This is a genomic window from Streptomyces capparidis (assembly GCF_054782095.1).
In genome coordinates this window covers 1-23247 of the sequence record NZ_BAAGTD010000049.1, presented here as the reverse complement: position 1 = coordinate 23247, position 23247 = coordinate 1, and the positions used below count along the sequence as shown (strand labels likewise).

Below are 23247 nucleotides of genomic sequence, written 5' to 3'. Positions count from 1 at the left end.
GGACCCTCCCCGTGACAGCGCGGCGGACGCGACCTATCGTGAGACCGGGAGAACGCGATATGTTGCGTTCTCCCGGTGCGCACCCGCGCACCGCACGCACCGCACGCGCAGACCTCGCAGATCTCACAGGTCGCTGACCTCAGCCGCACAAGGGGGCCCGGGATGCCGGAGTGGACCGTAGCCGATCCGCGCACACTCACCTTCGACGGCGGCGTCCACAGCCTGCGGGTGCGGCTGTACGGCGGTGAGGTCAACGTCGTCGGCACCGGCGAGGGCCCGCCGCGCCTGGAGGTCACCGGGGTCGAGGGCCCGCCGCTGCTGGTCCGCCTGGAGCGGGGCGTGCTCGCCGTCGTCCACCGCGACCCGCACGGGCGCAACCCCCTGGGCTGGCTGGCGCCCAGGGCGCGGCGGCGGCAGGCCGTGGTCTCCGTGGCCCTGCCCGCGGCCGTCCGCGCCGACGTGGGCGTGGTGACCGCCACCACCGTGGTCTCCGGGATCGGCGGCCGCACCCGGATCAGCACCGTCAGCGGCGACACCACCCTGGTCGGGGTGACCGGGCGGGTGCTGGTCAACACCGTCTCGGGCAGCGTGGACGCGCAGAGCGTCTCCGGCGACCTGCGCGTCAACTCCGTCTCCGGCGCCCTCACCCTGGTGGAGGGCACCGGCAGCCGGGTGAACGCCGAGTCGGTCAGCGGCGACATGGTGCTCGACCTGGCCCCGCTGACCGCCTCCCGGCGCGGCAGTTCCGTCCGGCTCAGCACCGTCTCCGGCGAGATCGCCGTGCGGCTGCCGTCCGGCGGGGACGCCCGGGTGGACGCGGGCACCGCGAGCGGCACCGTCGCCACCGCGTTCGACGAGCTGCGCCTGCACCGCGACCACTCCGCCAAGCGCCTGCACGGCACGCTGGGCCGGGGGCGGGGCAGGGTGTCGGTGAACTCCGTGTCCGGCTCGGTGGCCCTGCTGCGCAGGCCGCCGCTGGATCCGGACGCCGCGGAACTGGAAGGGACGGTGCTGTGATGGCCCCCGTCTTCGCGCACGGCAGGCTCCGCCTGTACCTGCTCGGCCTGCTGGACGAGGCGCCCCGCCACGGCTACGAGGTCATCCGCCTGCTGGAGGAGCGCTTCCACGGCCTGTACGCGCCCTCGGCGGGCACCGTCTACCCGCGCCTGGCCAAGCTGGAGAAGGAGGGCCTGGTCACCCACACCACCGAGGGCGGCCGCAAGGTGTACGCGCTCACCGAGGCGGGCCGCAGGGAGCTGGCCGGGCGCCGGGACGAGCTGGCCGACCTGGAGGCGCAGATCCACGCGTCGGTCTCCGGGCTCGCCGCCGAGATCCGCGAGGACGTGCGCGGGTCGGCGCGCGAGCTGCGCGAGGAGGTGCGGGCCGCGGCCGCCCGGGTCCGCGAGGCGCCGCCCGGCGGGGGCGGGTTCCGCGAGCCGCCGGCGGACCGGGAGGCGTGGGGTGAACGGGACCCGTGGGCGGACCGGGAGGCGTGGCGGCGCGCCAAGCAGGAGTGGGGCCGGGTGCGCCGGGAGATGCGGGAGCGGGCGCACCGGGCCGAGGAGGACAGCAGGCGGGCCAGGCAGGAGGCCGCCGCCGCCCGGGAGCAGGCGCAGCGGGCACAGGCCGTCACCCGCGAGGAGCTGCTGCGGATCAAGCGGCGCGTGCAGGAGCAGGTGCAGGAGCACCTGGGCCGCGGGGACTGGCCCGCGGGGCTGGCCGAGGGCATCGGCGAGCTGGCCCGGGAGCTGGCGGCGCTCGCCGAGCCGGGGCGGGGCGCGGGCGCGGGCTCCGGTGCGGGCTCCGGTGCGGGCGGCGGGCGGCGCGGCGCGGCCGAGGCCGCCGGGGCGCCCGCGCCGGAGTGGGCCGAGGCGGACGACACCGCCTCCGCCGAGCCGCTGCGCGACCTGGAGCGGCTGCTCGACCGGTTCCGGGACGACGTGCGGGACGCCGCCCGGGACCGGGGCCTGACCGGCGAGCAGTTGCGGGACGTGCGACGGCACCTGTCCACGGCCGCCGCCCACATCGGGGTGGTGCTGCACGGGGGCGGGCGCCGGGAGTGAGCCGCCCGGGCCCGCCCGCCCGCGCTCAGCCCATCCGCAGGACGACCTTGCCGAACAGCTCGCCCTCCGCCATCCGCGCCATGCCCTCGCGCACCCGGTCGAGCGGGAGCACCGAGTCGATCACCGGGCGCACCCCGGTGGCCTGGCAGAAGTTCAGCAGCGCGGCGAGCTCCTCCTTGGTGCCCATGGTGCTGCCGACGACCTTCAGCTCCAGGAAGAAGATGCGGTTCAGCTCGGTGGCGGGCGGGTTGTAGCCGCTGGTGGCGCCGGAGATCACCAGGGTGCCGCCGGCCCGCAGGGAGCGCACCGAGTGCGACCAGGTGGCCGCGCCGACCGTCTCGATCACGGCGTCCACGCGCTCGGGCAGCCGGGCGCCCGGCTCGACGGCGAGCTCGGCGCCGAGCTCCACGGCCCGCTCACGCTTGGCCGCGTCCCGGCTGGTGGCGAACATCCGCAGGCCCGCGGCCCGGCCCAGCACGATGGCCGCGGTGGCCACCCCGCCGCCCGCGCCCTGCACCAGCACCGAGTCGCCGGGGCGCACCCCCGCGTTGGTGAACAGCATCCGGTACGCGGTCAGCCACGCCGTGGGCAGGCAGGCGGCCTCCTCGAAGGACAGGCCGGCGGGCTTGGGCAGCAGGTTCCAGGTGGGGACGGACACCCGCTCGGCGAACGTGCCCGGGTAGCGCTCACTGAGGATGGAGCGCCGCTCCCCCGGGCCCACCCCGTGGCCGGTCTGCCCGACGACGGAGTGGACGACGACCTCGTTGCCGTCCTCGTCCACCCCGGCGCCGTCGCACCCGAGGATCATCGGCAGGCTCTTCTCGTCCAGCCCGACCCCGCGCAGGGACCACAGATCGTGGTGGTTGAGCGACGCGGCCCGCAGGGTCACGGTCGTCCACCCCGGGCACTCCCGCGGCTCCGCCCGCTCCCCGAGCTCCAGCCCGTCGAGCGGCTGCTCCTTGTCGAAACGTGCGACGTATGCGGCGAACATGATCCGACAGTAGGGGGCGCGGGGCCCTCCGGGGAACGGACCCGGGGTGTGACGCTGCCGGCGTGGCTCCGCCGGCCCGCGGCGCCTACCTCCGCGCCACCCCCTCCGCCCGTGCCGCCTCCGCGACCGCGCGGGTCACCGCGGGGGCGACCCGGTCGTCGAACGGGCTCGGGATCACCCGGTCCGCGCTCAGCTCGTCCGCGACCACCGCCGCGAGCGCGTCCGCCGCGGCGATCTTCATGCCCTCGGTGATCCGCGACGCCCGCACCTGGAGCGCGCCGGCGAACACGCCGGGGAAGGCCAGGACGTTGTTGATCTGGTTGGGGAAGTCGCTGCGGCCGGTGGCGACCACGGACGCGTACCGGTGCGCCACCTCGGGGTGGATCTCCGGGTCCGGGTTGGCCATCGCGAAGATGAACGCGTCCTTCGCCATGGTGGCCACCGCCTCCTCCGGCACGGTGCCGCCGGAGACGCCGATGAACACGTCCGCCCCGGCCAGCGCGTCGGCCAGCGAGCCGGACACGCCGGTCCTGTTGGTGAGCTCGGCGATGAGCCGCTTGACGGGGGTCAGGTCGTCCCTGCCCTCGTGCAGGACGCCCTTGCGGTCGGCCAGCGCCACGTCCCCGATCCCCGCCTCCACGAGGATCTTGGCGATGGCCACCCCGGCCGCGCCCGCCCCGGAGATCACCGCCCGCAGGTCGCCCGGGGAGCGCCCGGTCAGCCGGGCGGCGTTGCGCAGGGCGGCGAGGGTGACGATGGCGGTGCCGTGCTGGTCGTCGTGGAAGACCGGGATGTCCAGCCGCTCCTGGAGCCTGCGCTCGATCTCGAAGCAGCGGGGCGCGGAGATGTCCTCGAGGTTGATCCCGCCGAAGGACGGCGCGAGGCGGGCGACGGTGTCCACCAGCTCGTCCACGTCGGTGCAGTCCAGCGCGAGCGGGACCGCGTCCACGCCGCCGAACTGCTTGAACAGGATGGCCTTCCCCTCCATGACGGGCAGCGACGCCTGCGGGCCGATGTCGCCGAGCCCGAGCACCGCGGTGCCGTCGGTGACGACGGCGACGACCTGCGAGCGCCAGGTGTAGTCGTGGACGAGTTCGGGCCGCTCGGCGATGGCCGTGCACACCTTGGCCACGCCGGGCGTGTAGGCGAGGGAGAGGTCGTCGGCGTCCCGGACCGGGACGGTGGCGCGCACCTCCATCTTGCCGCCGCGGTGGAGGGCGAACGCCGGATCGATCATGTCCTGCCCGGCGTCCTGCCGGGACTGGTCGCTGGGGGAATGGATGATCTCCGCTGCCACGGTGACCCCTTTGTCTGCGTGTAGCGAGGGCGATGCCTCGTGAGGGTTGATGACGAGCCGCTCGTGGTGCTCGACGAGCGCTTGAGCGCGGCCGCACGCGCGCGCTCGGTCCCCGGATGCGGGGAGTGAGGATCGGCGGGTCCGGTCCGGTCGGTCCGTTCTACCGGAAGCCGTGGGGGCCGGGTGTGAGGAATACCTCGTCCGGACCCCGCCCGGGTTCCCTCCGGGACACGCGACCGGATCCTCCGGTCCGAATGGGCCGGTTTGCACCGGATCACCCGGGTGTCCCGGCCTTTGCCGTCCTTCGGGGTGTTCGCCCAAGTCCGCGATGTCCGCGATGACTTCGGGCGGGATCTCGCCTCGGGGGCGCCTGCCGGAGTCCGCCGTCACTCCGCCGGACACGGCCTGCCGCCGCCCGGTCCCAGCCGTGCGGGACATCGCGAGTAGCGCATCGGGGATCGCCCGTTATCTGATTTTGACACACCAGTGGCCCTGCCAGGGGGTGTCCGGATGGCAAGATGCACGAATCACACAGGGTCGTGTGTATCGAACGCACATACGAGCGCCACCAGCGCTCTTTTGGCTGTCCCCCGCAGGAGGAATCCACCATGACCGCACGCTCCACCCGGCGCCGGCTGCTGGCCACCGCGGCGATCGCCGCCTGCGGCGCGCTGCTGCTGGCCGGATGCGGGGACCAGACCGACGACTCCGGCGACGACCCGGGGAACAGCGCGAGCAGCACCCCGTCCGGCGGCAGCGGCGCCGCGAAGTCGCCCGCCGACCTGCTGCCCGCCAAGTACAAGAACTCCAAGGTCATCCAGGTCGGCTCGGACATCGCCTACCCGCCGGTCGAGTACAAGGACAAGGGCAAGACGGTCGGCATCGACCCGGACATCGCCGCCGCCATGGGCAAGGAGCTCGGGGTCGAGTTCAAGTTCAACAACGGCACCTTCGACGGCCTGCTCACCGGCCTGCGCGCCAAGCGCTACGACATCGTGATGTCGGCGATGAGCGACACCAAGGACCGCCAGGAGGGCCTCCACGAGGGCGAGAAGGTCGGCGAGGGCGTCGACTTCGTCGACTACTTCACCGCAGGTGTGTCCCTGTACACGAAGAAGGGCAACCCGGAGGGCATCAACACCTGGACCGACCTGTGCGGCCGGAAGATCGTCGTGCAGCGCGGCACCACCTCCCACGACCTGGCCAAGGAGAAGTCCGCGGAGTGCACCGGGCAGGGCCAGAAGGCGATCTCCATCGAGGCGTTCGCCACCGACATCGCCGCCCAGACCCGGCTGCGCAGCGGCGGCGCCGTCGCGGGCTCCAGTGACTTCCCCGTGGCCGCGTACGCGGTGAAGACCTCCGGCGGCGGCAAGGACTTCCAGCTCGTCGGCGAGCAGGAGCTGGCCGGCCCCTACGGCATTGCGGTGAGCAAGGACAACACCGAGCTGCGCGACGCCCTCAAGGCCGCCATGGAGGCCATCGTCGCCAACGGCGAGTACCAGAAGATCCTGGACAAGTGGGGCGTCGCCGACGGCGCGGTCTCCGAGGTCAAGATCAACGGCGGTTCCTGACCGCGCGGTGATCCGCTGCCCCCTTCGAAAGGCACCTTGGACGTGACTGTTCCCCTCGACAAGCGGCCCGCGGGCGGACCCCCGCCGGCCGCGGCCTCCCCCGAGCCCATCAAGGCCATCCCGGTCCGGCACTACGGGCGCTGGATCTCGGCGGTCGTGGTGCTGACCCTGCTCGGCCTCATCGTGTACGCCTTCTCGCAGGGCGACATCAACTACGGCGCCATCCCGGACTTCTTCTTCGACGGCGACGTGCTGCGCGGCGTGCGCAACACCGTGTGGCTGACGATCGTCGCCATGGTGCTGGGCGTGGCGCTCGGCGTGGTGCTCGCGGTCATGCGGCTGTCCAAGAACCCGGTGACCTCGTCCGTCGCCTGGTTCTACATCTGGTTCTTCCGCGGCACCCCGGTCTACGTCCAGCTCCTCGTCTGGTTCAGCCTCGGCCTGGTCTTCGACACGGTCAACCTGGGCTTCTACAAGGACGAGTGGGCGGACTTCATGACCCCGTTCCTCGCCGCCCTGCTGGGCCTCGGGCTGAACGAGGCCGCGTACATGGCCGAGATCGTGCGCGCCGGCATCCAGTCCGTGGACGAGGGCCAGACCGAGGCCGCGCACGCCCTGGGCATGAGCCACGGCAAGACGCTGCGCCGGGTGGTGCTGCCCCAGGCCATGCGGGTGATCGTCCCGCCGACCGGCAACGAGTTCATCAACATGCTGAAGACCACCTCGCTGGTGGTCGCCGTGCAGTACTACGACCTGCTCCAGTCCACCACGGACCTGGCGCAGACCTCGGGCGCCGCGGTGGAGATGCTCTTCCTCGCCTCGGTCTGGTACCTGATCCTGACCACGGTCTTCAGCATCGGCCAGTTCTACCTGGAGCGGCGCTACGCGCGTGGCTCGTCCCGGAGCCTGCCGCCGACCCCACTCCAGCGGGTCAGGGCCAACCTGACCCGGATGCGCCGTCCGGAGGTGGCCAAGTGAGCGCGGTTCCCATGGTCAAGGCCGAGGCGGTGCACAAGTCGTTCGGCCTGGTGGAGGTGCTCAAGGGCATCGACCTGGAGGTCGCGCCGCGCGAGGTGTTCTGCCTGATCGGCCCGTCCGGCTCGGGCAAGTCCACCTTCCTGCGCTGCATCAACCACCTGGAGAAGATCAACGCCGGGCGGCTGTGGGTGGACGGCGAGCTGGTCGGCTACCGGCAGCACGGCGACAAGCTGTACGAGCTGCGGGACCGCGAGGTCGCCGCCAAGCGCCGCGACATCGGCATGGTCTTCCAGCGGTTCAACCTCTTCCCGCACATGACGGCGCTGGAGAACGTCATGGAGGCCCCCGTGCAGGTCAAGCGGGAGACGAGGGCGTCGGCGCGGGAGCGCGCGCTGAAGCTGCTCGACCGGGTGGGCCTGACCGGCAAGGAGGGCAACTACCCCGCGCAGTTGTCCGGCGGCCAGCAGCAGCGCGTGGCGATCGCCCGGGCGCTGGCCATGCAGCCCAAGCTGATGCTCTTCGACGAGCCCACCTCGGCGCTCGACCCGGAGCTGGTCGGCGAGGTGCTCGACGTGATGCGGGACCTCGCCGAGGAGGGGATGACCATGGTGGTCGTCACCCACGAGATGGGCTTCGCCCGCGAGGTCGGCGACGCGCTGGTGTTCATGGACGACGGCGTGGTCGTCGAGGCGGGGCTCCCCAGGGACGTCCTGGGCAACCCGCAGCACGAGCGGACCAAGTCGTTCCTGTCCAAGGTGCTGTAGGACGGCGGTGCGACAGACGGCGGCGGTGCACCCGGGGCTCCCGGGCGCGCCGCCGCCGCTTCGTGCGCCGGCCGCCCTACTTCACCGCGAGCATCAGCGCGTCGCTCACCGAGCACCACACCGCGCGGGCCTCGCCGAACCCGGCCTCGCGGAGCCGGGCCGCGTGCCAGGCCGGCGGCTCCTCGGACTCGGTGTGGCCGTCGCCGCCGTAGATCTCCCTGCGCCGGGCGAGGGCCTCGGCGAAGCACTCCTCGCCCTCCAGGGCCCGCCACCAGCTCTCCCAGTCCAGGACGCCCTCGGCCCTGGCCCGCTCCCGGCGCGCGCGCAGCAGGGCGGAGTGGGCCTCGTTGATCCGCGGCGTGGACGGGTCGGGCATGTGGTCGGCGTTGAGGAAGACGCCGCCGTCGCGGACGAGGCCGGCGAGCTGCCCGTACAGCCCCGTGAGCTGCTCCGCCGACAGCCAGTGCAGGGCGGTGGCGGTGAGCACCGCGTCGAACCGGCGGCGCGGCAGCTTCTCCGGCCACCGCGGATCGGTCAGGTCGGCCGAGACGAACCGGACCCTGGTCTCCCGCTCGAAGTACCCGCGGGCGATGGTGAGCAGCACCGGGTCCTGGTCCACCCCGGTGCTGGTCGCCTTCGGCAGCCGGCGCAGCAGCCGGTCGGTGATGGTGCCGGTCCCGCACGCCAGGTCGAGCACCACCGGCTCCTCGCCGACCAGCGCCTCGACCATGTCCAGCATCACCCGGAACCGCTCCTCGCGGTCGGGCAGGTACCACTCCTGCTGGCGGTCCCAGCTCTCCTGCCAGCGCCGCCAGTCCTGCTCCGCCGCCGCCTGCGTGTGCGCGGTCGTCGTCATGGCCGTGCCCCTTCCCCGATCGTGCCCTTGGCCGGATTCCGCGCGCGCGGCGGCGCCGCGACCCCGCGCGGTAATACCCTGGTGGCCCAGTCATCCATTACAGATCCCGAGCACGACGACCCTAGCCCATCCGGACCGCTGACGTAAGGACTCGACGTGGAACTGGCCTATTACTCGGACTACGCGGTGCGCCTGGTGAACACCGAGCAGCCCAGCCGCGCCGAGGACGCCCTGACCTCGGTGGAGGGCGTGCGCGCGCTCTTCCCCGAGGGCAGCCCGGTGGCCCGCCGCGCCGGCGACGCCGACGTCGGCCGGCTGCGCGGCGTGCGCACCAGGCTGCGCGCCATCTTCGAGGCGGCGGACGAGGGCGACCAGGTCAGAGCCGTGGACCTGCTCAACGCGCTGCTGATGGAGTACCCCGTGAGCCCGCAGATCTCCGGCCACGACTACCTGGACGACGAGGGCAGGCCGCGCTGGCACCTGCACCTGGCCGAGCACGCCACCTCGGCCACCGGCAACTACGCGGCGCTGGCCGGCATGGGCCTGGCCGTCCAGGTCACCGACCTGGGGGTGGACCGCCTGGGGATCTGCCAGGCCGCGCCCTGCCGCAACGCGTACGTGGACACCTCCACCAACCGCTCCCGGCGCTACTGCTCCGACCGGTGCGCCACCCGCGCCAACGTCGCCGCCTACCGCGCCCGCAAGCGCCTGGAGAGCGAGCGCTCCACGACCGCGGCGCGTGCCGGGAACAGCGGGCGCACCGCGCCGAGCACCCAGGTGGCGGCGGAGGAGTAGGAGCGGCGGGGCCGGTACCGCGCCACCGCGCGGCCCAGCACGAGCTCGGCGGGCACCACGCCGAACTCCCGGCTGTCGTTCGGCACGAAGGAGTTGTCGCCCAGCAGCCACCACCCCCCGTCCCTGCGCTCCGCGGCCCGCTTGACCACCAGCAGGTCCTGCTGGAACGGATGCCTGGCCACCACCACGTCCCCGGGCCTGACGGCGGCGCCGTACCGGACGAGCAGCCGGTCGCCGTCGCGCAGCGTGGGCACCATCGAAGGCCCCTCCACCACGGCCCACCCCAGCGGCGGCGCGTCCGGCGTCGTGGCGTCCTCGGTCCGCATCGCGGTTCCTCCCTGTGCGTTGGTCCCTCTTTCCCAGGGTGACCCAGACTTTCGTCCTAAGACCCTAGGGGCGGTCGAGAAATCCGCTGGTTCTGGGAGTAATCTCGCACGTGAGAAGACGATCACGAGGAAGGACTTCCATGTTCGCTCGTCTGTTTGCCCCCACGGTGACCGTCAGCGCTCACTGCGACCTCCCCTGCGGCGTGTACGACCCGGCGCAGGCGCGCATCGAGGCGGAGTCCGTCAAGGCCATCCAGGAGAAGTACCAGGCCAACGAGGACGCGCACTTCCGCACCCGGGCCGCGGTCATCAAGGAGCAGCGTGCCGAGCTCGCCAAGCACCACCTGTCGGTGCTGTGGAGCGACTACTTCAAGGCCCCGCACTTCGAGAAGTACCCCCAGCTCCACCAGTTGTTCAACGACGCCCTGAAGGCCGCCAGCGCGGCCAAGGGCTCCACCGACCCCAAGACCGGCCAGGCCCTGCTGGACCTGATCGCCGAGATCGACAAGATCTTCTGGGAGACCAAGAAGGCCTGACCGGCCTGACGCGGCGTCAACGTCCGGTGCTCCGCGCCCGTTCCGCCCCGTCCGCCGCAGTGGAAGCGGCGGACGGGGCGGCGGGGCGGCCCGGCCGTGACGCGGCACGGCAACGGAGCGCCCGGCCGCTGAAGCGGACCGGGCGCTTCGCCTGCACGCCCCGACCCGGCGCCCGCCGGAAGCGGGCCCGAGGGCTCCCGGCCCCCGCCCGGCGGCCGGACGGCACGGTCCGGCGGCGGGCGGGCCAGACCACCCGACCGGCTGACGCACCAGACGGAAGAAAGGCGACACCCCATGAGTGAAGCCCCCGCCCCCTTGACCGCACTGCCCCAGTGGAAGGCGCTGCGCGAGCACCGCGAGGCGTTCGGCGACACCCACCTGCGGGACCTGTTCGCCGCCGACCCCGAGCGCGGTGAGCGCTACACCCTCCAGGCCGGGGACCTGTACGCCGACTACTCGCGGCAGTTGGTGACGGACGAGACGCTGCGGCTGCTGCTCGCGCTCGTCGAGGCCCGCGGCGTGCTGCCGCTGCGCGACGCGATGTTCCGCGGCGAGCGGATCAACACCACGGAGAACCGCGCGGTCCTGCACGTGGCGCTGCGCTCGCGGCCCGGCGACGTGATCGAGGTGGACGGGCGCGACGTGGTGCCCGCGGTGCACGAGGTGCTGGGCCGGATGGCCGCGTTCGCGCGCCGGGTGCGCTCCGGGGAGTGGACGGGGCACACCGGCAGGCGCGTGCGCACGGTCGTCAACATCGGCATCGGCGGCTCCGACCTCGGCCCCGCCATGGCCTACGAGGCGCTGCGCGACCACACCGACCGGGCGCTGGACTTCCGCTTCGTCTCCAACGTGGACGCCTCCGACCTGTACGAGGCCACGCACAACCTGGACCCGGCCGAGACCCTGTTCGTCGTCTCCTCCAAGACCTTCACCACGGTCGAGACGATCAGCAACGCCTCCAGCGCCCGCCGCTGGCTGCTCGACGGGCTCGGCGCGGACGAGTCCGCGGTGGCCCGGCACTTCGTGGCCGTGTCCACCAACGCCGACGAGGTGGCCAAGTTCGGCATCGACACGGCCAACATGTTCGAGTTCTGGGACTGGGTGGGCGGCCGGTACTCCTTCGACTCGGCGATCGGCCTGTCCCTGATGACGGCGATCGGGCCCGAGGGGTTCCAGGAGCTGCTGGACGGCTTCCACACCATGGACACGCACTTCCGCACCGCGCCGCCCGAGGCCAACCTTCCGGTGCTGCTCGGCGCGCTCGGCGTGTGGTACGGCGACTTCTTCGACGCGCAGAGCCACGCGGTGCTGCCCTACAGCCACTACCTGTCGAAGTTCACCGCCTACCTCCAGCAGCTCGACATGGAGTCCAACGGCAAGTCAGTGGACCGGGAGGGCCGGCCGGTGCCCGTGCGCACCGGCCCCGTGGTGTGGGGCACCCCCGGCACCAACGGCCAGCACGCCTACTTCCAGCTTCTGCACCAGGGCACCCAACTGGTCCCGGCCGACCTCATCGGGTTCGCCGAGCCGGTGGCCGACCCGTGGGGGCAGCACGACCTGCTGATGGCGAACCTGTTCGCCCAGGGGCAGGCGCTGGCGTTCGGCAAGACCGCCCAGGAGGTCGCGGCCGAGGGCGTGGCCCCCGAGCTCGTCCCGCACCGGACCTTCCCCGGCAACCGCCCGACCACCACCATCCTGGCGCCCCGGCTGACCCCGGCCGTGCTCGGCCAGTTGATCGCGCTGTACGAGCACAAGGTGTTCGTCCAGGGCGCGCTGTGGAACATCAACTCCTTCGACCAGTGGGGTGTGGAGCTCGGCAAGGTGCTGGCCAAGCGCATCGAGCCGCAGTTGGTGCCCGGCGGCGAGGTGGACGCGTCCCTGGACAGCTCCACCCGCGCCCTGGTGCGCCGCTACCGGCGGATGCGCGGGCGCTGAACGCCTCCCCGGGCCCGCGGGCAGCGGGCCCGGGGCAGTGGGACCCGGGGGCGGGCGGAGCGGCCCCGGTCCGTCACCGACGGGCCGGGGCTCCTCGTCGACGCCCCCGCGGCCGCCTCCGGGGCCGCGGGGCGCCCGTCAGCCCGCTGAGCCGCGCAGCTCGTGCACGACGCCCGGCGCGGCGGCGGCGCGGCGCAGCTCCGCCCGCACCGTCTTGCGCCCCCGCGGCTCCAGGCTCACCTGCCACCGCTCCGCCAGCTTGGAGACGATGTCCAGCCCCCGGCCGCCCGGCTCGCCGGTCCCGGCCCTGCGCGGGCGCGGCATCCCCCGGCCGACGTCCCGCACCTCCACCACCAGCGTCGGGGCCCGCCACACCAGGCGCAGCTCCTCGGCGGCGTCGGCGTGCATGAGCGCGTTCGTCACCAGCTCGCTGACGACCAGCACCGCGTCCTGGCCGAGCGCCGAGTCCTCGGTCACGCCCCAGTCGGCCAGGCAGCGCCGGGCGAACGCCCGCGCCGCGGCGCTGCTCGCCCCGCGGTCCAGGCGCAGCACTCGGCTGTCCGCCGCCCGATCCCCGTCCGTCTCGCCGGCCCCGGCGGGCGAGGCCCGCTCCGTCCTGGCAGCACGCATGATGGAACCCCCGTTGTCACGTCACAGCCTGCCCGTTGCGTCTGTCCCCGTACCCGGGGCCCGCCCGCCGCGCCCACCTTCCGGTCCGCGGTGGAAAGGCCCCTATAAGCGACTACCCAGCGTTCCGCCTGATCCACCGCGTCCCCTAGCGTTACTCGACCGGACCGCGGTGATCACGGGGCGTGCGCGCCCCCGCACGGGCCGCACGCGGGCGCGCCACGCCAGGGGAAACCCGCTTGACGGTCGGAAGAACGCCCGTGCTAGCGTCGGTTGCGCCGTTCGCCATACCGGAGCTGTGTGCGCGGATTCGTATCCTGCCGAGGGCGGCCCCACGAAATCCGACGGAAAACCGGCGCGAAACCGGCGGGAGGCCGGCGAGATCCGGGGAAACCGACGGAGAAGCCGCCCTGACCGGGCTCCGAAACCGACCAGCTACCGGAAGAGAAGTCGTCAGCAGTGGCCACTTGGGAGCCGGCGCGCGACGCCGGGGTGAAGCCGGGACCCGCTGCCCCGCTCGGGGAGCGGTTCCAGCGATGGCACGGGCTGCGCCAATGGAGACGCCGGCTGAACCCCCGGCACCCCGCCGCCGCCGCGATGCTGCTCGCCGCGGCGCTGCACCTGCTGTGGGTGCTGTTCCTGGCCAGCGGCGGCGGTGACCTGGCCGCCCAGGACGCCTGGGCCGACTTCGTCTCCAAGTACCCCGACTCCGCGTACAACCTGTCGTGGTACGGCGGTATGCACACGGTCAACTACAGCGTGATCTCGCCGTACCTCATGGCGGCGATCGGCGTGCGCACGGTCGCGGTGCTCGCGGGCACGATCTCGGCGGGTCTGGTCGCGCTGCTCCTGCTGCGCGCCAAGGTCGCCAGGCCGCGGCCCGCCGCGCTGTGGGCGGCGTGCGCCCTGGCGGGCAACGCGGCGTCCGGGCGCGTGACCTTCGCGCTCGGGGTGATGTTCGCGCTGGCCGCCGTGGTGGCCGTGTTCGCCTCCCGCGGCACCCGGACGCTGCGCGGGGTGGGCGCGGTGTCCTTCGGCGCCCTGGCCACGCTCTCCAGCCCGGTGGCGGGCCTGTTCCTGATGGTCGTCGCCGCCGCCCTGTTCCTCACCAAGCGGCGCCCGCCCGCGTACGCGCTGGCCGTCGGCCCGCTGGTCGTGGTGGGCGTGTCCAGCCTGTTCTTCCCCTTCCGCGGCATGCAGCCGATGCCGTTCATCTCGGTGTTCCTGCCGACGGGCATCGCCGTCGCCGTGGCGCTGCTCGCGCCCAAGTCGTGGAAGACCATCCGCGTGGGCGCCGCGGTGTACGCCGTGGGCGTGGTGCTGGCCTGGGCGATCCCCTCGCCGGTGGGCACCAACGTGGACCGGCTGTCCCTGCTGTTCGGCGGGGTGGTGCTGCTGGCCGCCGCGGCCACCCGGCCCAAGGTGATGGCCATATACGTGGTCTTCGCGGTGGCCGCGGTGTGGGCGGTGGCCAAGCCCGCGCGGGACATCGTGGAGACCACGCCCGCCGCCTCGTGGAACCAGCGGACCGCGCCGCTGATAGAGGAGCTGGAGCGCGTGGGCGCGTACCGGGGGCGTGTGGAAGTGGTGCCGGAGCGCTCGCACCGGGAGGCGTCGGGCCTCGCGCCCCACGTGATCCTGGCGCGCGGGTGGAACCGGCAGCTCGACATGGCCAGGCACCCGCTGTTCTACGACGGCACGCTCACCCCGGAGACCTACCGCGAGTGGCTGCGCCGCTGGGCCGTCCATTACGTGGTGCTGCCCGAGGCGCCGCCGGACAAGCACGCGCAGGAGGAGGCGGAGCTGGTCCGGGCCGGGCAGCCGTGGCTGGAGCCGGTGTGGCAGGACGACAACTGGCGCCTGTTCCGCTTCACCGAGGCGGAGCCGCTGGTGGAGGCCCCGGCGAAGGTCAAGCGGGCCGGGCCCGACGAGATCACCGTCGAGCTGCCCTCCGCGGACTCGGTCCTGGTGCGCATACCGTATTCGCCCTGGCTGGGCCTGCCCAAGGACGAGGCGAAGGGCACCGGAAGCTGCCTGGCGCCGGACGGCGACTGGACGCGCCTGAACGCCGGCGCCCCCGGCGAGTACCGCATAGGCGCCCGCTACCAGTTGCCGCGCGGCACCCCCTGCGAGGACTGACGGCGGACGGGGCGGCCCCCGGGCCGGGCCGGGCACACCTTCCCCGAGGACCGGCCGGCCCGCCGGCCGGTCCTCGGCGGCCGTGTGGGTGTCGCCGCGGCTTAGTACCCTGGCGGCATGATTCGACCGGCCACCGCCTCGGACGTCCCCGAGATCCACGCGATGATCCGCGAGCTCGCCGAGTACGAGCGCGAGCCCGACAGCGCCCGTGCCACCGAGGAGCAGTTGCGCGCGGCGCTGTTCGGCGCGCACCCGGCGGCGTTCGCCCTCGTCGCGGAGGACGACGCGACCGGTGAGGCCGTCGGCTTCGCGCTGTGGTTCCGCAACTTCTCCACCTGGACGGGCACCCACGGCGTGTACCTGGAGGACCTGTTCGTGCGTCCGCGGGCGCGCGGGGCCGGGCACGGCAGGGCGCTGATGGCCGAGCTGGCCCGGATCTGCGCCGAGCGCGGGTACGACCGGTTCGAGTGGTCGGTCCTGGACTGGAACGAGCCGTCGATAGCCTTCTACAAGTCGCTGGGGGCCCAGCCCATGGCCGAGTGGACGACCTTCCGGCTCTCCGGCGCCGCCCTGGGCGAGCTCGCGGCATCGCGTTCGAATTGATGGGCCCCAACCCCTGTGACTGTGCGCACTCATTGATTTACCATGAGTGACAGGACGCAGGTGCGGAGCATGCTCCGTCCGGGCGACATCGTGCTGCCGATCGCGATAGCGTCTGCGGGCGGTCGCGCATCGGGGCGTACCGCAGGCCGTAAGCGACGGCGGGCCGCCGCGTCCAGCGGCGGAGCCGTCGCGGAACAGCACAACCACCATGCGTCACCTTGGAGGTGAGGGTGTCCCAGATCTCAGGCGAGCCCGGGACGCAGGACTTCGTGGAAGTCCGGCTGCCCGCGGCAGGGGCCTATCTGTCGGTACTGCGCACGGCGACCGCCGGGCTCGCCGCCCGCTTGGACTTCACCCTCGACGAGATCGAAGACCTGCGGATCGCCGTGGACGAGGCGTGCGCCATCCTGCTCCAGCAGGCGGTGCCGGGCAGCGTGCTGTCCTGCGTCTTCCGCCTCGTCGGCGACGCCCTCCGGGTGACCGTCTCGGCCCCCACCACCGACGGCCGCGCCCCCGAGCGCGAGACCTTCGCCTGGACGGTGCTGTCCGCACTGGCCGGCGAGGTGGACTCCAGCGTGGCCGAGGACCGTACCGTCAGCATCAGCCTGCACAAGAAGCGCGGTGCGGGCCCCGGGCAGTCGTGAGGAAGACCGCCATGACCACCACCGCCACGACCACCGGCCCCCTCGGGCGCCCGCCGCGGGGTTCCGCGGCCCGCGCGCCACGGGCGGCCCGGTGCCGTGAGGCGGTTTCGCGTCCGGCCTCGGCGCCCCTCGGCCGGGCGCCGGTTCGTCCCGAAGGGAATGGGGGAGCGCCGTGAGCGAATCGGAACGGAGCGCGGAGCGCGTCGCGACCGGCGAGCCGGAGCCGCGTCTCCCCTCCCAGGCGGGGGCGGCCGGGCACGGCGGCCGGCGGGGCACCGCCGCGCCGCGGGGCCGCGACCGCGTCCCCGCCGAGCAGCCGGTGCGCCCGGGCCGGCCGGACCCGGAGGCGGACGCCCCGGGAGCGGCCCCGGACCGCAGGACCACGGGGGCGGAGCCGATGGACCACCACGACCCGACCGACCGCAGCGGAGCCCGTGCGCTGTTCGAGCAGTTGGCCACGCTGCCGGACGGCTCGCCCGAGCGCGCCGAGCTGCGCAACCGGCTGGTGCGCATGCACCTGCCGCTGGTGGAGCACCTGGCCCGCCGCTTCCGCAACCGCGGCGAGCCACTGGACGACCTCACCCAGGTCGCCACGATCGGCCTGATCAAGTCGGTGGACCGGTTCGACCCGGCGCGCGGCGTGGAGTTCTCCACCTACGCCACCCCGACCGTGGTCGGCGAGATCAAGCGCCACTTCCGGGACAAGGGCTGGGCGGTGCGGGTGCCCCGGCGCCTCCAGGAGCTGCGCCTGTCGCTCACCTCGGCCACCAGCGAGCTGTCGCAGCGGCACGGCCGCGCCCCGACGGTGCACGAGCTCGCCGAGCACCCGGGCATCTCCGAGGAGGAGGTGCTGGAGGGCCTGGAGTCGGCGAACGCCTACAGCACCCTGTCGCTCGACGTGCCGGACGCGGACGACGAGTCGCCCGCCGTCGCCGACACCCTCGGCGCGGAGGACGACGCGCTGGAGGGCGTGGAGTACCGGGAGTCGCTCAAGCCGCTGCTGGAGCAGTTGCCGCCGCGGGAGAAGAAGATCCTGCTGCTGCGGTTCTTCGGGAACATGACGCAGTCGCAGATCGCCCAGGAGGTCGGCATCTCGCAGATGCACGTCTCGCGGCTGCTGGCCCGCACCCTGGCCCAGTTGCGCGAGCGGCTGCTGGTCGAGGAGTAGCCGGCCGGGCGCAGGCCGCGGCCGGGCGGCGTCTCAGCCCGGCCGGCCCTCGCCCGGCTCGCTCTGGAGGGCCTCGGTGGTCGCCGGGTGAACGAGGGTGAACGCCCCGACCAGCGCGGCGACGCCCAGGGCCACCCCGGCGGCGATCATCCCGCCGCCGTTCTGCACCATCGACCAGGCCACCGGCAGCGCCAGCAGTTGCAGCACCAGCACCGGGCCCCGGCTCCAGGAGCGGGTCAGGAACAGGCCGCGCGCCGCCGCCAGCGGCATCAGCGCCAGGCACAGCACGACCAGCCCGCCGAACTCGGCGCGCGCCGGGTCGTCCGGGTCGCCGAGGAGGCCGGCGACGATCGTGTACAGCCCCCAGGCGGCCAGCACCAGGCCCTCGACGGCCGCCACCACGGCGGCCACCACGACCGTCCACGGGCGCCCGGCGCCGTCCGTCCTGCGGGCGGGCTCCTCGGCCGGGCGGCCCTTCGGCCGGCCGTCCCGGCCGCGGCCGTTTCGCTTCGGGGGGGTCTTAGCGCTCACCCCTGAAGCGTAGAACCCGCCGGGCGCCGCCGCGCAACGGCCCCGCCTGGGACCTGTGCGCCGCGGCCCGGCGGAGCACAGTACTCTTGGGCGCCATGCGCGCTCTTCTCGTGGTCAACCCGGCAGCCACCACCACCAGCGCGCGCACCCGTGACGTGCTGATCCACGCGCTCGCCAGCGATCTGAAGCTGGAGGTGGCGGCCACCGAGTACCGCGGCCACGCCCGCGACCTCGGCCGCAGGGCGGCGGAGTCCTCGGACGTGGAGCTGGTGGTCGCCCTCGGCGGCGACGGCACGGTCAACGAGGTCGTCAACGGCCTGCTGCACAACGGCCCCGCCCCCGGTCTGCCGAAGCTCGCCGTGGTGCCGGGCGGCAGCACCAACGTCTTCGCGCGCAACCTGGGCCTGCCCAACGACGCGGTGGAGGCCACCGGCGCGCTGCTGGACGCGCTGCGCACCGGCAGCGACCGCAGCGTGGGCCTGGGCCTGGCCACCGGCACCCCGGGCACCCGCGACGAGACGGTGCCGCCGCGGTGGTTCACCTTCTGCGCCGGGCTCGGCTTCGACGCCGGGGTGGTGGGCCGCGTGGAGGGGCGCCGCGCCGAGGGCAAGCGCTCCACGCACCCGCTGTACGTGCGCCAGGTGGTGCGGCAGTACCTGGGCGACCCGCACCGCAAGGAAGGCCGGATCACCCTGGAGCAGCCGGGCGAGGACCCGGTGCCCGGTCTGGTGGTGGCCATCGTCGCCAACACCGCGCCGTGGACGTATCTGGGCAACCGCCCGGTGTGGGCCACTCCTGACGCCTCGTTCGACGCGGACCTCGACCTGATGGCGCTCACCCGCCTGACACCGGCGGCCGTGCTCCGGTACGGTTCACAACTGCTGTCGTCGTCGGCGCGCGGGCCGCGCGGCAAGCACGTGGTGACGCGCCACGACGTCGCCGAGTTCTCCCTCACCACGGACACGCCCCTGCCGTTCCAGGTGGACGGCGATCACCTGGGCCTCCGCAGTAACATCACGTTCACAGGTGTTCGGCGAGCACTGCGTGTGATTGTGTGAGTAGAAGGCCGCAAAGCCCTTTTTCTCGAACGCACAGGCTGGTTTCCACCCCATGGAAGTAGGGGTGTGAGCTAGACGACACCAATGAATCAAAAAAACCTTCCCGGAAGGGGTTGTATCCGGGCCCGAGGTTTGCGAGGCTCTACATGGCGATCGGGACGGCCCCCTCCGAAGGGCCCCGACAAGCCAGAATCCACTCTCACCCTTGCGGGACCACAGCGGGAACAGCCCGTCTGTCGGCCCTTCTCTTGTGAGGGGATTCGTGAAAGCGTTCACATTCACAAGCAGTGTCAGCGGGGCCATCCCGCCGACAGGAGGAGACGGAGCAGCTATGGACTGGCGCCACCGCGCTGTGTGCCGCGAGGAAGACCCCGAGCTTTTCTTCCCCATCGGCAACACTGGTCCTGCGCTGCTGCAGATCGAGGAAGCCAAGGCTGTCTGCCGGCGCTGCCCGGTCATGGACCAGTGCCTTCAGTGGGCGCTGGAGACCGGACAGGACGCCGGTGTGTGGGGTGGCCTGAGCGAGGACGAGCGCCGCGCCATGAAGCGCCGCGCCGCCCGCAACCGGGCGCGCAGCAACAGCGCCTGACGAACCCCCCGCAGCGCTTGCCCAGGGCCCAGCCCACCGGGTACGGCCCACCCCCGAGCCAGCAGCGCAACCCGCACCACGCAACGGCGTGAGAAGCCCCGACCGTTCCCCGCGGCCGGGGCTTTCGCGTGCCCGGGGCCGGGGCGGGGTCAGGGCCCGCGGCCCGTGGAGCAACCCCGCTCCCCCGCCCCCTGACGCCGGCTCAGGTCCCGTCGATCCACAGGTCGAGCAGCACCCGTGTGCCCCCCTCCGGCCCCGGCTTCATGTCGAAGCGGCCGCCGAGTTCGCCGACGACGAGGGTGCGCACGATCTGGAGTCCCAGGTTGCCCGACGTCTGCGGGTCGAAGTCCGCCGGTATGCCGCGCCCGTCGTCGGTGATGGTGATCAGCAGCCGGTCCCGCGGGGCCTCCCGGTCGCCGCGGTTGCCGTGCCCCGGCCCGTCACCGGCCCGCGACGCCTCCCGGCTGCGCACCGCGCCGACCTCCAGGGCGCCCCGCTCCCCCGCTCCGAAGCCGTGCTCCAGCGCGTTCTGGAGCAGCTCGGTGAGGACCATGGACAGCGGGGTGGCCACCTCGGCCGCGAGTATGCCGAACCGGCCCGTCCTGCGGCCCTCCACAAGACCCGGCGACAGCTCGGTGACCATCGCGAGCACCCGGTCGGCTATGGCGTCGAAGTCCACCCGCTCGTCCAGCGTCTGGGAGAGCGTCTCGTGGACGATGGCGATGGAGCCGACCCGGCGCACCGCCTCCTCCAGCGCCGAGCGGGCCGGCGCTGAGTCCATCCGCCTGGCCTGGAGGCGCAGCAGCGCGGCCACGGTCTGGAGGTTGTTCTTCACCCGGTGGTGGATCTCCCGGATGGTGGCGTCCTTGGTGATCAGTTCGCGCTCGCGGCGGCGCAGCTCGGTGACGTCCCGGCACAGCACCAGCGAGCCGATCCGCTCGCCCTTGGGCTTGAGCGGGATGGTGCGCAACTGGATCACGCAGTCCGGGCCCTCCACCTCCGCCTCACGCGGGGCCCACCCGCTGGCCAGCTTCACCAGCGCCTCGTCCACCGGGCCCCGGGACGGCGCGAGCGCGGCCGTGGTGCGGCCCAGGTGCAGACCCACCAGGTCGGCGGCGAGGCCGAGGCGGTGGTAGGCGGACAGCGCGTTGGGGCTGGCGTACTGGACGACGCCCTCGGCGTCGAGCCGCATCAGGCCGTCGCCGACCCGCGGCGAGGCGTCCATGTCGACCTGCTCGTCGGAGAAGGGAAACGTTCCGGCGGCGATCATCTGCGCCAGGTCGGAGGCGCTCTGGAGATAGGTGAGCTCCAGGCGGCTCGGGGTGCGCACGGTGAGCAGGTTGGTGTTGCGGGCGATCACGCCGAGCACCCGGCCCTCGCGGCGCACGGGGATGGACTCCACCCGCACCGGCACCTCCTCCCGCCACTCCGGGTCGCCCTCGCGGACGATCCGCCCCTCGTCCAGGGCCGCGTCGAGCAGCGGGCGGCGGCCGCGGGGAACCATGTGGCCCACCATGTCGTTCAGGTAGGAGGTGGGGCCGGTGTTGGGCCGCATCTGGGCCACGGAGACGTAGCGGGTGCCGTCGCGGGTGGGCACCCACAGCACGAGATCGGCGAAGGACAGGTCGGAGAGCAACTGCCACTCCGAGACGAGAAGGTGCAGCCACTCCAGGTCGGAGGCGCCGAGCGCGGTGTGCTGCCGTACGAGGTCGTTCATGGAGGGCACGTAGCGGAGCGTACCCCCAGATCGCGTCTTCACCGGATCCGGTGGAACTCCCGGTGGAACTCCTGGACAGAATCATTGGTCTAGTCCACAATGGACGGCGGCCTCGACTTCCACTCCCGACCGCACAGGGGGTGGACGAGGCGGAACGCGCCTTCTGCCCTGACCGCGCGGTCCGCCTTACGAGCCGGTCGTACGCGCGTCGGCGGGGTCCGCACACCCCGGGACGCGGCGGTGACCGGCATCAGCGGAGGGCTGCGGTGCCGGCCGGGTTGAGGGTCCCGAACCGGCGCCGCGGCCCGAAGTGAGCCGCGCGCCCGGCTCTCCGCCTCAGCGCGTCTCCGTCACCTTCGCCAGCGCCCGCGGCGCGTCCGGGTCCTGCCCCCTGGCCACCGTCACCTCGTAGGCGAGCCGCTGGAGCGGGAGGATCTCCAGCACCGGCTGCACCTCCTCCGCGACGCCCGACGGCAGCACGAACCCGGCGCTGGCCGCCTCCACCTGGGGCCGCTGCCCGATGACGACCAGGTCCGCGCCCCGCCCCCGCAGCCGGTCGAGCACCGGCTGGAGGGCCTCGCCGGCCCGCCCGTCGGGGACGATCGCGATGACCGGGGAGACGTTGTCCACCATGGCCAGCGGCCCGTGCAGCAGGTCCGCGCCGGAGAACGGGCTCGCCGGTATGTAGGAGGTCTCCATCAGCTTCAGCGCCGCCTCGCGGGCCGTGGGGTAGCCGTAGCCGCGCGAGGTGATCACCAGCCGCTGGGCGAACCGGTAGCGCTGGGCCAGCTCCCTGACCTCGTCGGTGCGCTCCAGCACGCCGGCGGCCAGGTCGGGCAGGGGCCCCGCGGCACCGCCGTCGCCGCCGCGCAGGCCCTCGACGAACAGGTACAGCGCCAGCAGCTCCGCGGTGTAGGTCTTGGTGGCGGGCAGCGCCTTCTCCGGCCCGGCCAGGACGTCGATGTGGTACTCGGAGACCTCGGCGAGCGGGGAGCCGGGGTTGTTGGTGACGGCGAGGGTGATCGCCCCGGCGCGCCGGGCCGCCTCGGTGGAGGCGACCAGGTCGGGTGAGCCGCCGGACTGGCTGACGGTGATCACCAGGCAGTCGGTGAGGTCGGGCCGCGCGCCGTAGGCGGTGGTGGTGGACATCGAGGTGAGGCCCGCGGGCCTGCCGAGCAGCACCTCGATCAGGTACTTGGCGTACAGCGCGGCGTTGTCGGAGGTGCCGCGCGCGGTGAGCAGGAAGAACCGGGGGCCGCGGGCGGCGATGGCGGCGGCGGTCTCGCGGATCCGCGGGGCGCCCTCGTCGAGGACGCGGCGCAGGACCGCGGGCTGCTCGGCCATCTCCCCGGCCATGATCCGGCCGGGAGCGGAGGGGGTCGGGCGGTCGGCGGTCATGCTGGGGCCTCCAGGGCGGGCGGTGGTTCGGGTGGGACCGGTGGTTCGGACAGCGCTGTCGGACGGCACGGCGGGCGGCGCGGGCGCGGGCGGCGCGGCGGTCCGGTCGTCGGGCGGCGCGGGCGGCGGCGCGTCAGCGCAGGCCCACGATGACCTCGGCCGCGGCACGGCCGCACACCCGGGCGGCGCCGTGGGTGGCGATGTGCAGGGCTCCGGCCGGCGGGGCCTGCGGCACGCCCATCTCGACGACGACGGCGTCGGGCCGGGCGGCCACCAGCGCGGCCAGCGCGGAGGCCATCCAGGGGTGCCGGTGCACGTCGCGCACCGCCACGACGATCCTACGGTCCCCGGCCTCGTCGAGCACGTTCGCGACGGCGCCGGGCAGCGCGCCGGGAGCGGCGTCGGCGGCGCGCAGGGTGCCCACGGTGGTGCCGGGCAGCAGCCGGTCCAGCTCGGCGGCCAGGCCCCAGGGGGTGTCCTCGCCCACGGCGATGTTGGCCACCGGGGTCAGGGCCGCCACGTGCGGCGGCTCGGTGACGGGGGTGAAGGCGCCGGGGCCGGGGGTGAGGCGCAGGGCCCGGCGCGCCGCGGCGAGCCCGACCTCCGGGTCCGGCGCCGCGCCCCGTGCCGCGCCGGACCGCGCGCCCGCCCGCACCGCCCG

Annotated in this window: 22 protein-coding genes and 1 pseudogene; 14 read left to right on the top strand and 9 right to left on the bottom strand. The window is 73.6% G+C overall.

The window, feature by feature from the left end:
• The first annotated feature begins 162 nt into the window (after nucleotides 1–162).
• Complete coding sequence (locus ACYVO2_RS30100) at nucleotides 163–1017, top strand: DUF4097 family beta strand repeat-containing protein (RefSeq protein ID WP_461011202.1); 855 nt, start codon at nucleotides 163–165, stop codon at nucleotides 1015–1017.
• On the top strand, nucleotides 1017–2063 hold the full coding sequence (locus tag ACYVO2_RS30095) for a PadR family transcriptional regulator (RefSeq protein ID WP_461011201.1): 1047 nt from the start codon (nucleotides 1017–1019) through the stop codon (nucleotides 2061–2063). The genes ACYVO2_RS30100 and ACYVO2_RS30095 overlap by 1 nt, the downstream gene beginning before the upstream one ends.
• A 25-nt stretch (nucleotides 2064–2088) precedes the next feature.
• On the opposite strand, the gene ACYVO2_RS30090 is transcribed toward ACYVO2_RS30095, so the two are convergent.
• Nucleotides 2089–3054 carry a zinc-binding dehydrogenase gene (locus ACYVO2_RS30090; protein WP_461011200.1) on the bottom strand — a complete coding sequence of 322 codons (966 nt, stop codon included), beginning with the start codon at nucleotides 3052–3054 and terminating at the stop codon, nucleotides 2089–2091.
• Between the two features lie 85 nt (nucleotides 3055–3139).
• Nucleotides 3140–4351: an NAD(P)-dependent malic enzyme gene (locus ACYVO2_RS30085; RefSeq protein ID WP_461011199.1), complete on the bottom strand. Its 1212-nt coding sequence runs from the start codon at nucleotides 4349–4351 to the stop codon at nucleotides 3140–3142.
• 608 nt (nucleotides 4352–4959) lie between these two features.
• Between ACYVO2_RS30085 and ACYVO2_RS30080 the strand changes: the two genes are divergently transcribed.
• Genes ACYVO2_RS30080 through ACYVO2_RS30070 form a run of 3 tightly spaced genes read left to right on the top strand, consistent with a single transcriptional unit; the run spans nucleotide 4960 to nucleotide 7664 of the window.
• Nucleotides 4960–5922 (top strand): ABC transporter substrate-binding protein, encoded by a 963-nt coding sequence (locus ACYVO2_RS30080; protein ID WP_461011198.1) that lies wholly within the window; start codon nucleotides 4960–4962, stop codon nucleotides 5920–5922.
• Between the two features lie 42 nt (nucleotides 5923–5964).
• Entirely contained in the window at nucleotides 5965–6900 is a 936-nt protein-coding gene (locus tag ACYVO2_RS30075) for an amino acid ABC transporter permease (protein WP_461011197.1), read from the top strand.
• Nucleotides 6901–6911: 11 nt separating this feature from the next.
• On the top strand, nucleotides 6912–7664 hold the full coding sequence (locus ACYVO2_RS30070; protein ID WP_461011240.1) for an amino acid ABC transporter ATP-binding protein: 753 nt from the start codon (nucleotides 6912–6914) through the stop codon (nucleotides 7662–7664).
• A 76-nt stretch (nucleotides 7665–7740) separates the two neighbouring features.
• On the opposite strand, the gene ACYVO2_RS30065 is transcribed toward ACYVO2_RS30070, so the two are convergent.
• On the bottom strand, nucleotides 7741–8520 hold the full coding sequence (locus ACYVO2_RS30065; RefSeq protein WP_461011196.1) for a class I SAM-dependent methyltransferase: 780 nt from the start codon (nucleotides 8518–8520) through the stop codon (nucleotides 7741–7743).
• 156 nt (nucleotides 8521–8676) lie between these two features.
• On the opposite strand from ACYVO2_RS30065, the gene ACYVO2_RS30060 reads away from it, so the two are divergent.
• A complete protein-coding gene (locus ACYVO2_RS30060) occupies nucleotides 8677–9315 on the top strand; it encodes a CGNR zinc finger domain-containing protein (protein WP_461011195.1) in 639 nt (212 codons plus the stop codon).
• On the opposite strand, the gene sodX is transcribed toward ACYVO2_RS30060, so the two are convergent.
• Nucleotides 9210–9641: a nickel-type superoxide dismutase maturation protease gene (sodX, locus tag ACYVO2_RS30055; protein ID WP_461011194.1), complete on the bottom strand. Its 432-nt coding sequence runs from the start codon at nucleotides 9639–9641 to the stop codon at nucleotides 9210–9212. The genes ACYVO2_RS30060 and sodX overlap by 106 nt on opposite strands.
• Before the next feature lie 140 nt (nucleotides 9642–9781).
• On the opposite strand from sodX, the gene sodN reads away from it, so the two are divergent.
• Together sodN and pgi are read left to right on the top strand one after the other, a co-directional pair.
• Nucleotides 9782–10177 (top strand): superoxide dismutase, Ni, encoded by a 396-nt coding sequence (sodN, locus tag ACYVO2_RS30050; RefSeq protein ID WP_461011193.1) that lies wholly within the window; start codon nucleotides 9782–9784, stop codon nucleotides 10175–10177.
• 294 nt (nucleotides 10178–10471) lie between these two features.
• Nucleotides 10472–12112, top strand: a complete 1641-nt coding sequence (pgi, locus tag ACYVO2_RS30045; RefSeq protein WP_461011192.1) for a glucose-6-phosphate isomerase — start codon at nucleotides 10472–10474, stop codon at nucleotides 12110–12112.
• 138 nt (nucleotides 12113–12250) lie between these two features.
• Here pgi and ACYVO2_RS30040 read toward each other — a convergent pair whose 3' ends face one another.
• Nucleotides 12251–12742 (bottom strand): ATP-binding protein, encoded by a 492-nt coding sequence (locus ACYVO2_RS30040; protein ID WP_461011191.1) that lies wholly within the window; start codon nucleotides 12740–12742, stop codon nucleotides 12251–12253.
• A gap of 456 nt (nucleotides 12743–13198) precedes the next feature.
• On the opposite strand from ACYVO2_RS30040, the gene ACYVO2_RS30035 reads away from it, so the two are divergent.
• The 4 genes from ACYVO2_RS30035 (at nucleotide 13199) to ACYVO2_RS30020 (ending at nucleotide 17293) form a co-directional block, all read left to right on the top strand.
• Nucleotides 13199–14878 carry an MFS transporter gene (locus tag ACYVO2_RS30035; RefSeq protein ID WP_461011190.1) on the top strand — a complete coding sequence of 560 codons (1680 nt, stop codon included), beginning with the start codon at nucleotides 13199–13201 and terminating at the stop codon, nucleotides 14876–14878.
• 117 nt (nucleotides 14879–14995) lie between these two features.
• Nucleotides 14996–15481, top strand: a complete 486-nt coding sequence (locus tag ACYVO2_RS30030) for a GNAT family N-acetyltransferase (protein WP_461011189.1) — start codon at nucleotides 14996–14998, stop codon at nucleotides 15479–15481.
• Nucleotides 15482–15711: 230 nt separating this feature from the next.
• Complete coding sequence (locus ACYVO2_RS30025) at nucleotides 15712–16125, top strand: ATP-binding protein (RefSeq protein ID WP_461011188.1); 414 nt, start codon at nucleotides 15712–15714, stop codon at nucleotides 16123–16125.
• A gap of 319 nt (nucleotides 16126–16444) precedes the next feature.
• Complete coding sequence (locus tag ACYVO2_RS30020; protein ID WP_461011239.1) at nucleotides 16445–17293, top strand: RNA polymerase sigma factor SigF; 849 nt, start codon at nucleotides 16445–16447, stop codon at nucleotides 17291–17293.
• Nucleotides 17294–17326: 33 nt separating this feature from the next.
• On the opposite strand, the gene ACYVO2_RS30015 is transcribed toward ACYVO2_RS30020, so the two are convergent.
• Nucleotides 17327–17824: a hypothetical protein gene (locus tag ACYVO2_RS30015; protein WP_461011187.1), complete on the bottom strand. Its 498-nt coding sequence runs from the start codon at nucleotides 17822–17824 to the stop codon at nucleotides 17327–17329.
• Between the two features lie 95 nt (nucleotides 17825–17919).
• On the opposite strand from ACYVO2_RS30015, the gene ACYVO2_RS30010 reads away from it, so the two are divergent.
• Nucleotides 17920–18882: a diacylglycerol/lipid kinase family protein gene (locus ACYVO2_RS30010; RefSeq protein ID WP_461011186.1), complete on the top strand. Its 963-nt coding sequence runs from the start codon at nucleotides 17920–17922 to the stop codon at nucleotides 18880–18882.
• 331 nt (nucleotides 18883–19213) lie between these two features.
• Nucleotides 19214–19471 (top strand): WhiB family transcriptional regulator, encoded by a 258-nt coding sequence (locus ACYVO2_RS30005; RefSeq protein WP_461011185.1) that lies wholly within the window; start codon nucleotides 19214–19216, stop codon nucleotides 19469–19471.
• A 202-nt stretch (nucleotides 19472–19673) separates the two neighbouring features.
• On the opposite strand, the gene ACYVO2_RS30000 is transcribed toward ACYVO2_RS30005, so the two are convergent.
• The 3 genes and pseudogenes from ACYVO2_RS30000 to ACYVO2_RS29990 form a co-directional block, all read right to left on the bottom strand.
• Entirely contained in the window at nucleotides 19674–21188 is a 1515-nt protein-coding gene (locus ACYVO2_RS30000) for a histidine kinase N-terminal domain-containing protein (protein WP_461011238.1), read from the bottom strand.
• A 336-nt stretch (nucleotides 21189–21524) separates the two neighbouring features.
• Nucleotides 21525–22586 (bottom strand): SIS domain-containing protein, encoded by a 1062-nt coding sequence (locus tag ACYVO2_RS29995; RefSeq protein ID WP_461011184.1) that lies wholly within the window; start codon nucleotides 22584–22586, stop codon nucleotides 21525–21527.
• A gap of 133 nt (nucleotides 22587–22719) precedes the next feature.
• Nucleotides 22720–23247 (bottom strand): annotated as a pseudogene (locus ACYVO2_RS29990) (glycoside hydrolase family 3 protein); the annotation flags it as partial.

What these genes read in the sequence shown, in the direction of transcription:
- ACYVO2_RS30100 (WP_461011202.1), top strand. Translation starts at nt 163, where the DNA reads ATGCCGGAGTGGACCGTAGCCGATCCGCGCACACTCACCTTCGACGGC.
- ACYVO2_RS30095 (WP_461011201.1), top strand. Translation starts at nt 1,017, where the DNA reads ATGGCCCCCGTCTTCGCGCACGGCAGGCTCCGCCTGTACCTGCTCGGC.
- ACYVO2_RS30090 (WP_461011200.1), bottom strand. Translation starts at nt 3,054, where the DNA reads ATGTTCGCCGCATACGTCGCACGTTTCGACAAGGAGCAGCCGCTCGAC.
- ACYVO2_RS30080 (WP_461011198.1), top strand. Translation starts at nt 4,960, where the DNA reads ATGACCGCACGCTCCACCCGGCGCCGGCTGCTGGCCACCGCGGCGATC.
- ACYVO2_RS30070 (WP_461011240.1), top strand. Translation starts at nt 6,912, where the DNA reads ATGGTCAAGGCCGAGGCGGTGCACAAGTCGTTCGGCCTGGTGGAGGTG.
- ACYVO2_RS30065 (WP_461011196.1), bottom strand. Translation starts at nt 8,520, where the DNA reads ATGACGACGACCGCGCACACGCAGGCGGCGGCGGAGCAGGACTGGCGG.
- sodX (WP_461011194.1), bottom strand. Translation starts at nt 9,641, where the DNA reads ATGCGGACCGAGGACGCCACGACGCCGGACGCGCCGCCGCTGGGGTGG.
- sodN (WP_461011193.1), top strand. Translation starts at nt 9,782, where the DNA reads ATGTTCGCTCGTCTGTTTGCCCCCACGGTGACCGTCAGCGCTCACTGC.
- pgi (WP_461011192.1), top strand. Translation starts at nt 10,472, where the DNA reads ATGAGTGAAGCCCCCGCCCCCTTGACCGCACTGCCCCAGTGGAAGGCG.
- ACYVO2_RS30040 (WP_461011191.1), bottom strand. Translation starts at nt 12,742, where the DNA reads ATGCGTGCTGCCAGGACGGAGCGGGCCTCGCCCGCCGGGGCCGGCGAG.
- ACYVO2_RS30030 (WP_461011189.1), top strand. Translation starts at nt 14,996, where the DNA reads ATGATTCGACCGGCCACCGCCTCGGACGTCCCCGAGATCCACGCGATG.
- ACYVO2_RS30010 (WP_461011186.1), top strand. Translation starts at nt 17,920, where the DNA reads ATGCGCGCTCTTCTCGTGGTCAACCCGGCAGCCACCACCACCAGCGCG.
- ACYVO2_RS30005 (WP_461011185.1), top strand. Translation starts at nt 19,214, where the DNA reads ATGGACTGGCGCCACCGCGCTGTGTGCCGCGAGGAAGACCCCGAGCTT.
- ACYVO2_RS30000 (WP_461011238.1), bottom strand. Translation starts at nt 21,188, where the DNA reads ATGAACGACCTCGTACGGCAGCACACCGCGCTCGGCGCCTCCGACCTG.
- ACYVO2_RS29995 (WP_461011184.1), bottom strand. Translation starts at nt 22,586, where the DNA reads ATGACCGCCGACCGCCCGACCCCCTCCGCTCCCGGCCGGATCATGGCC.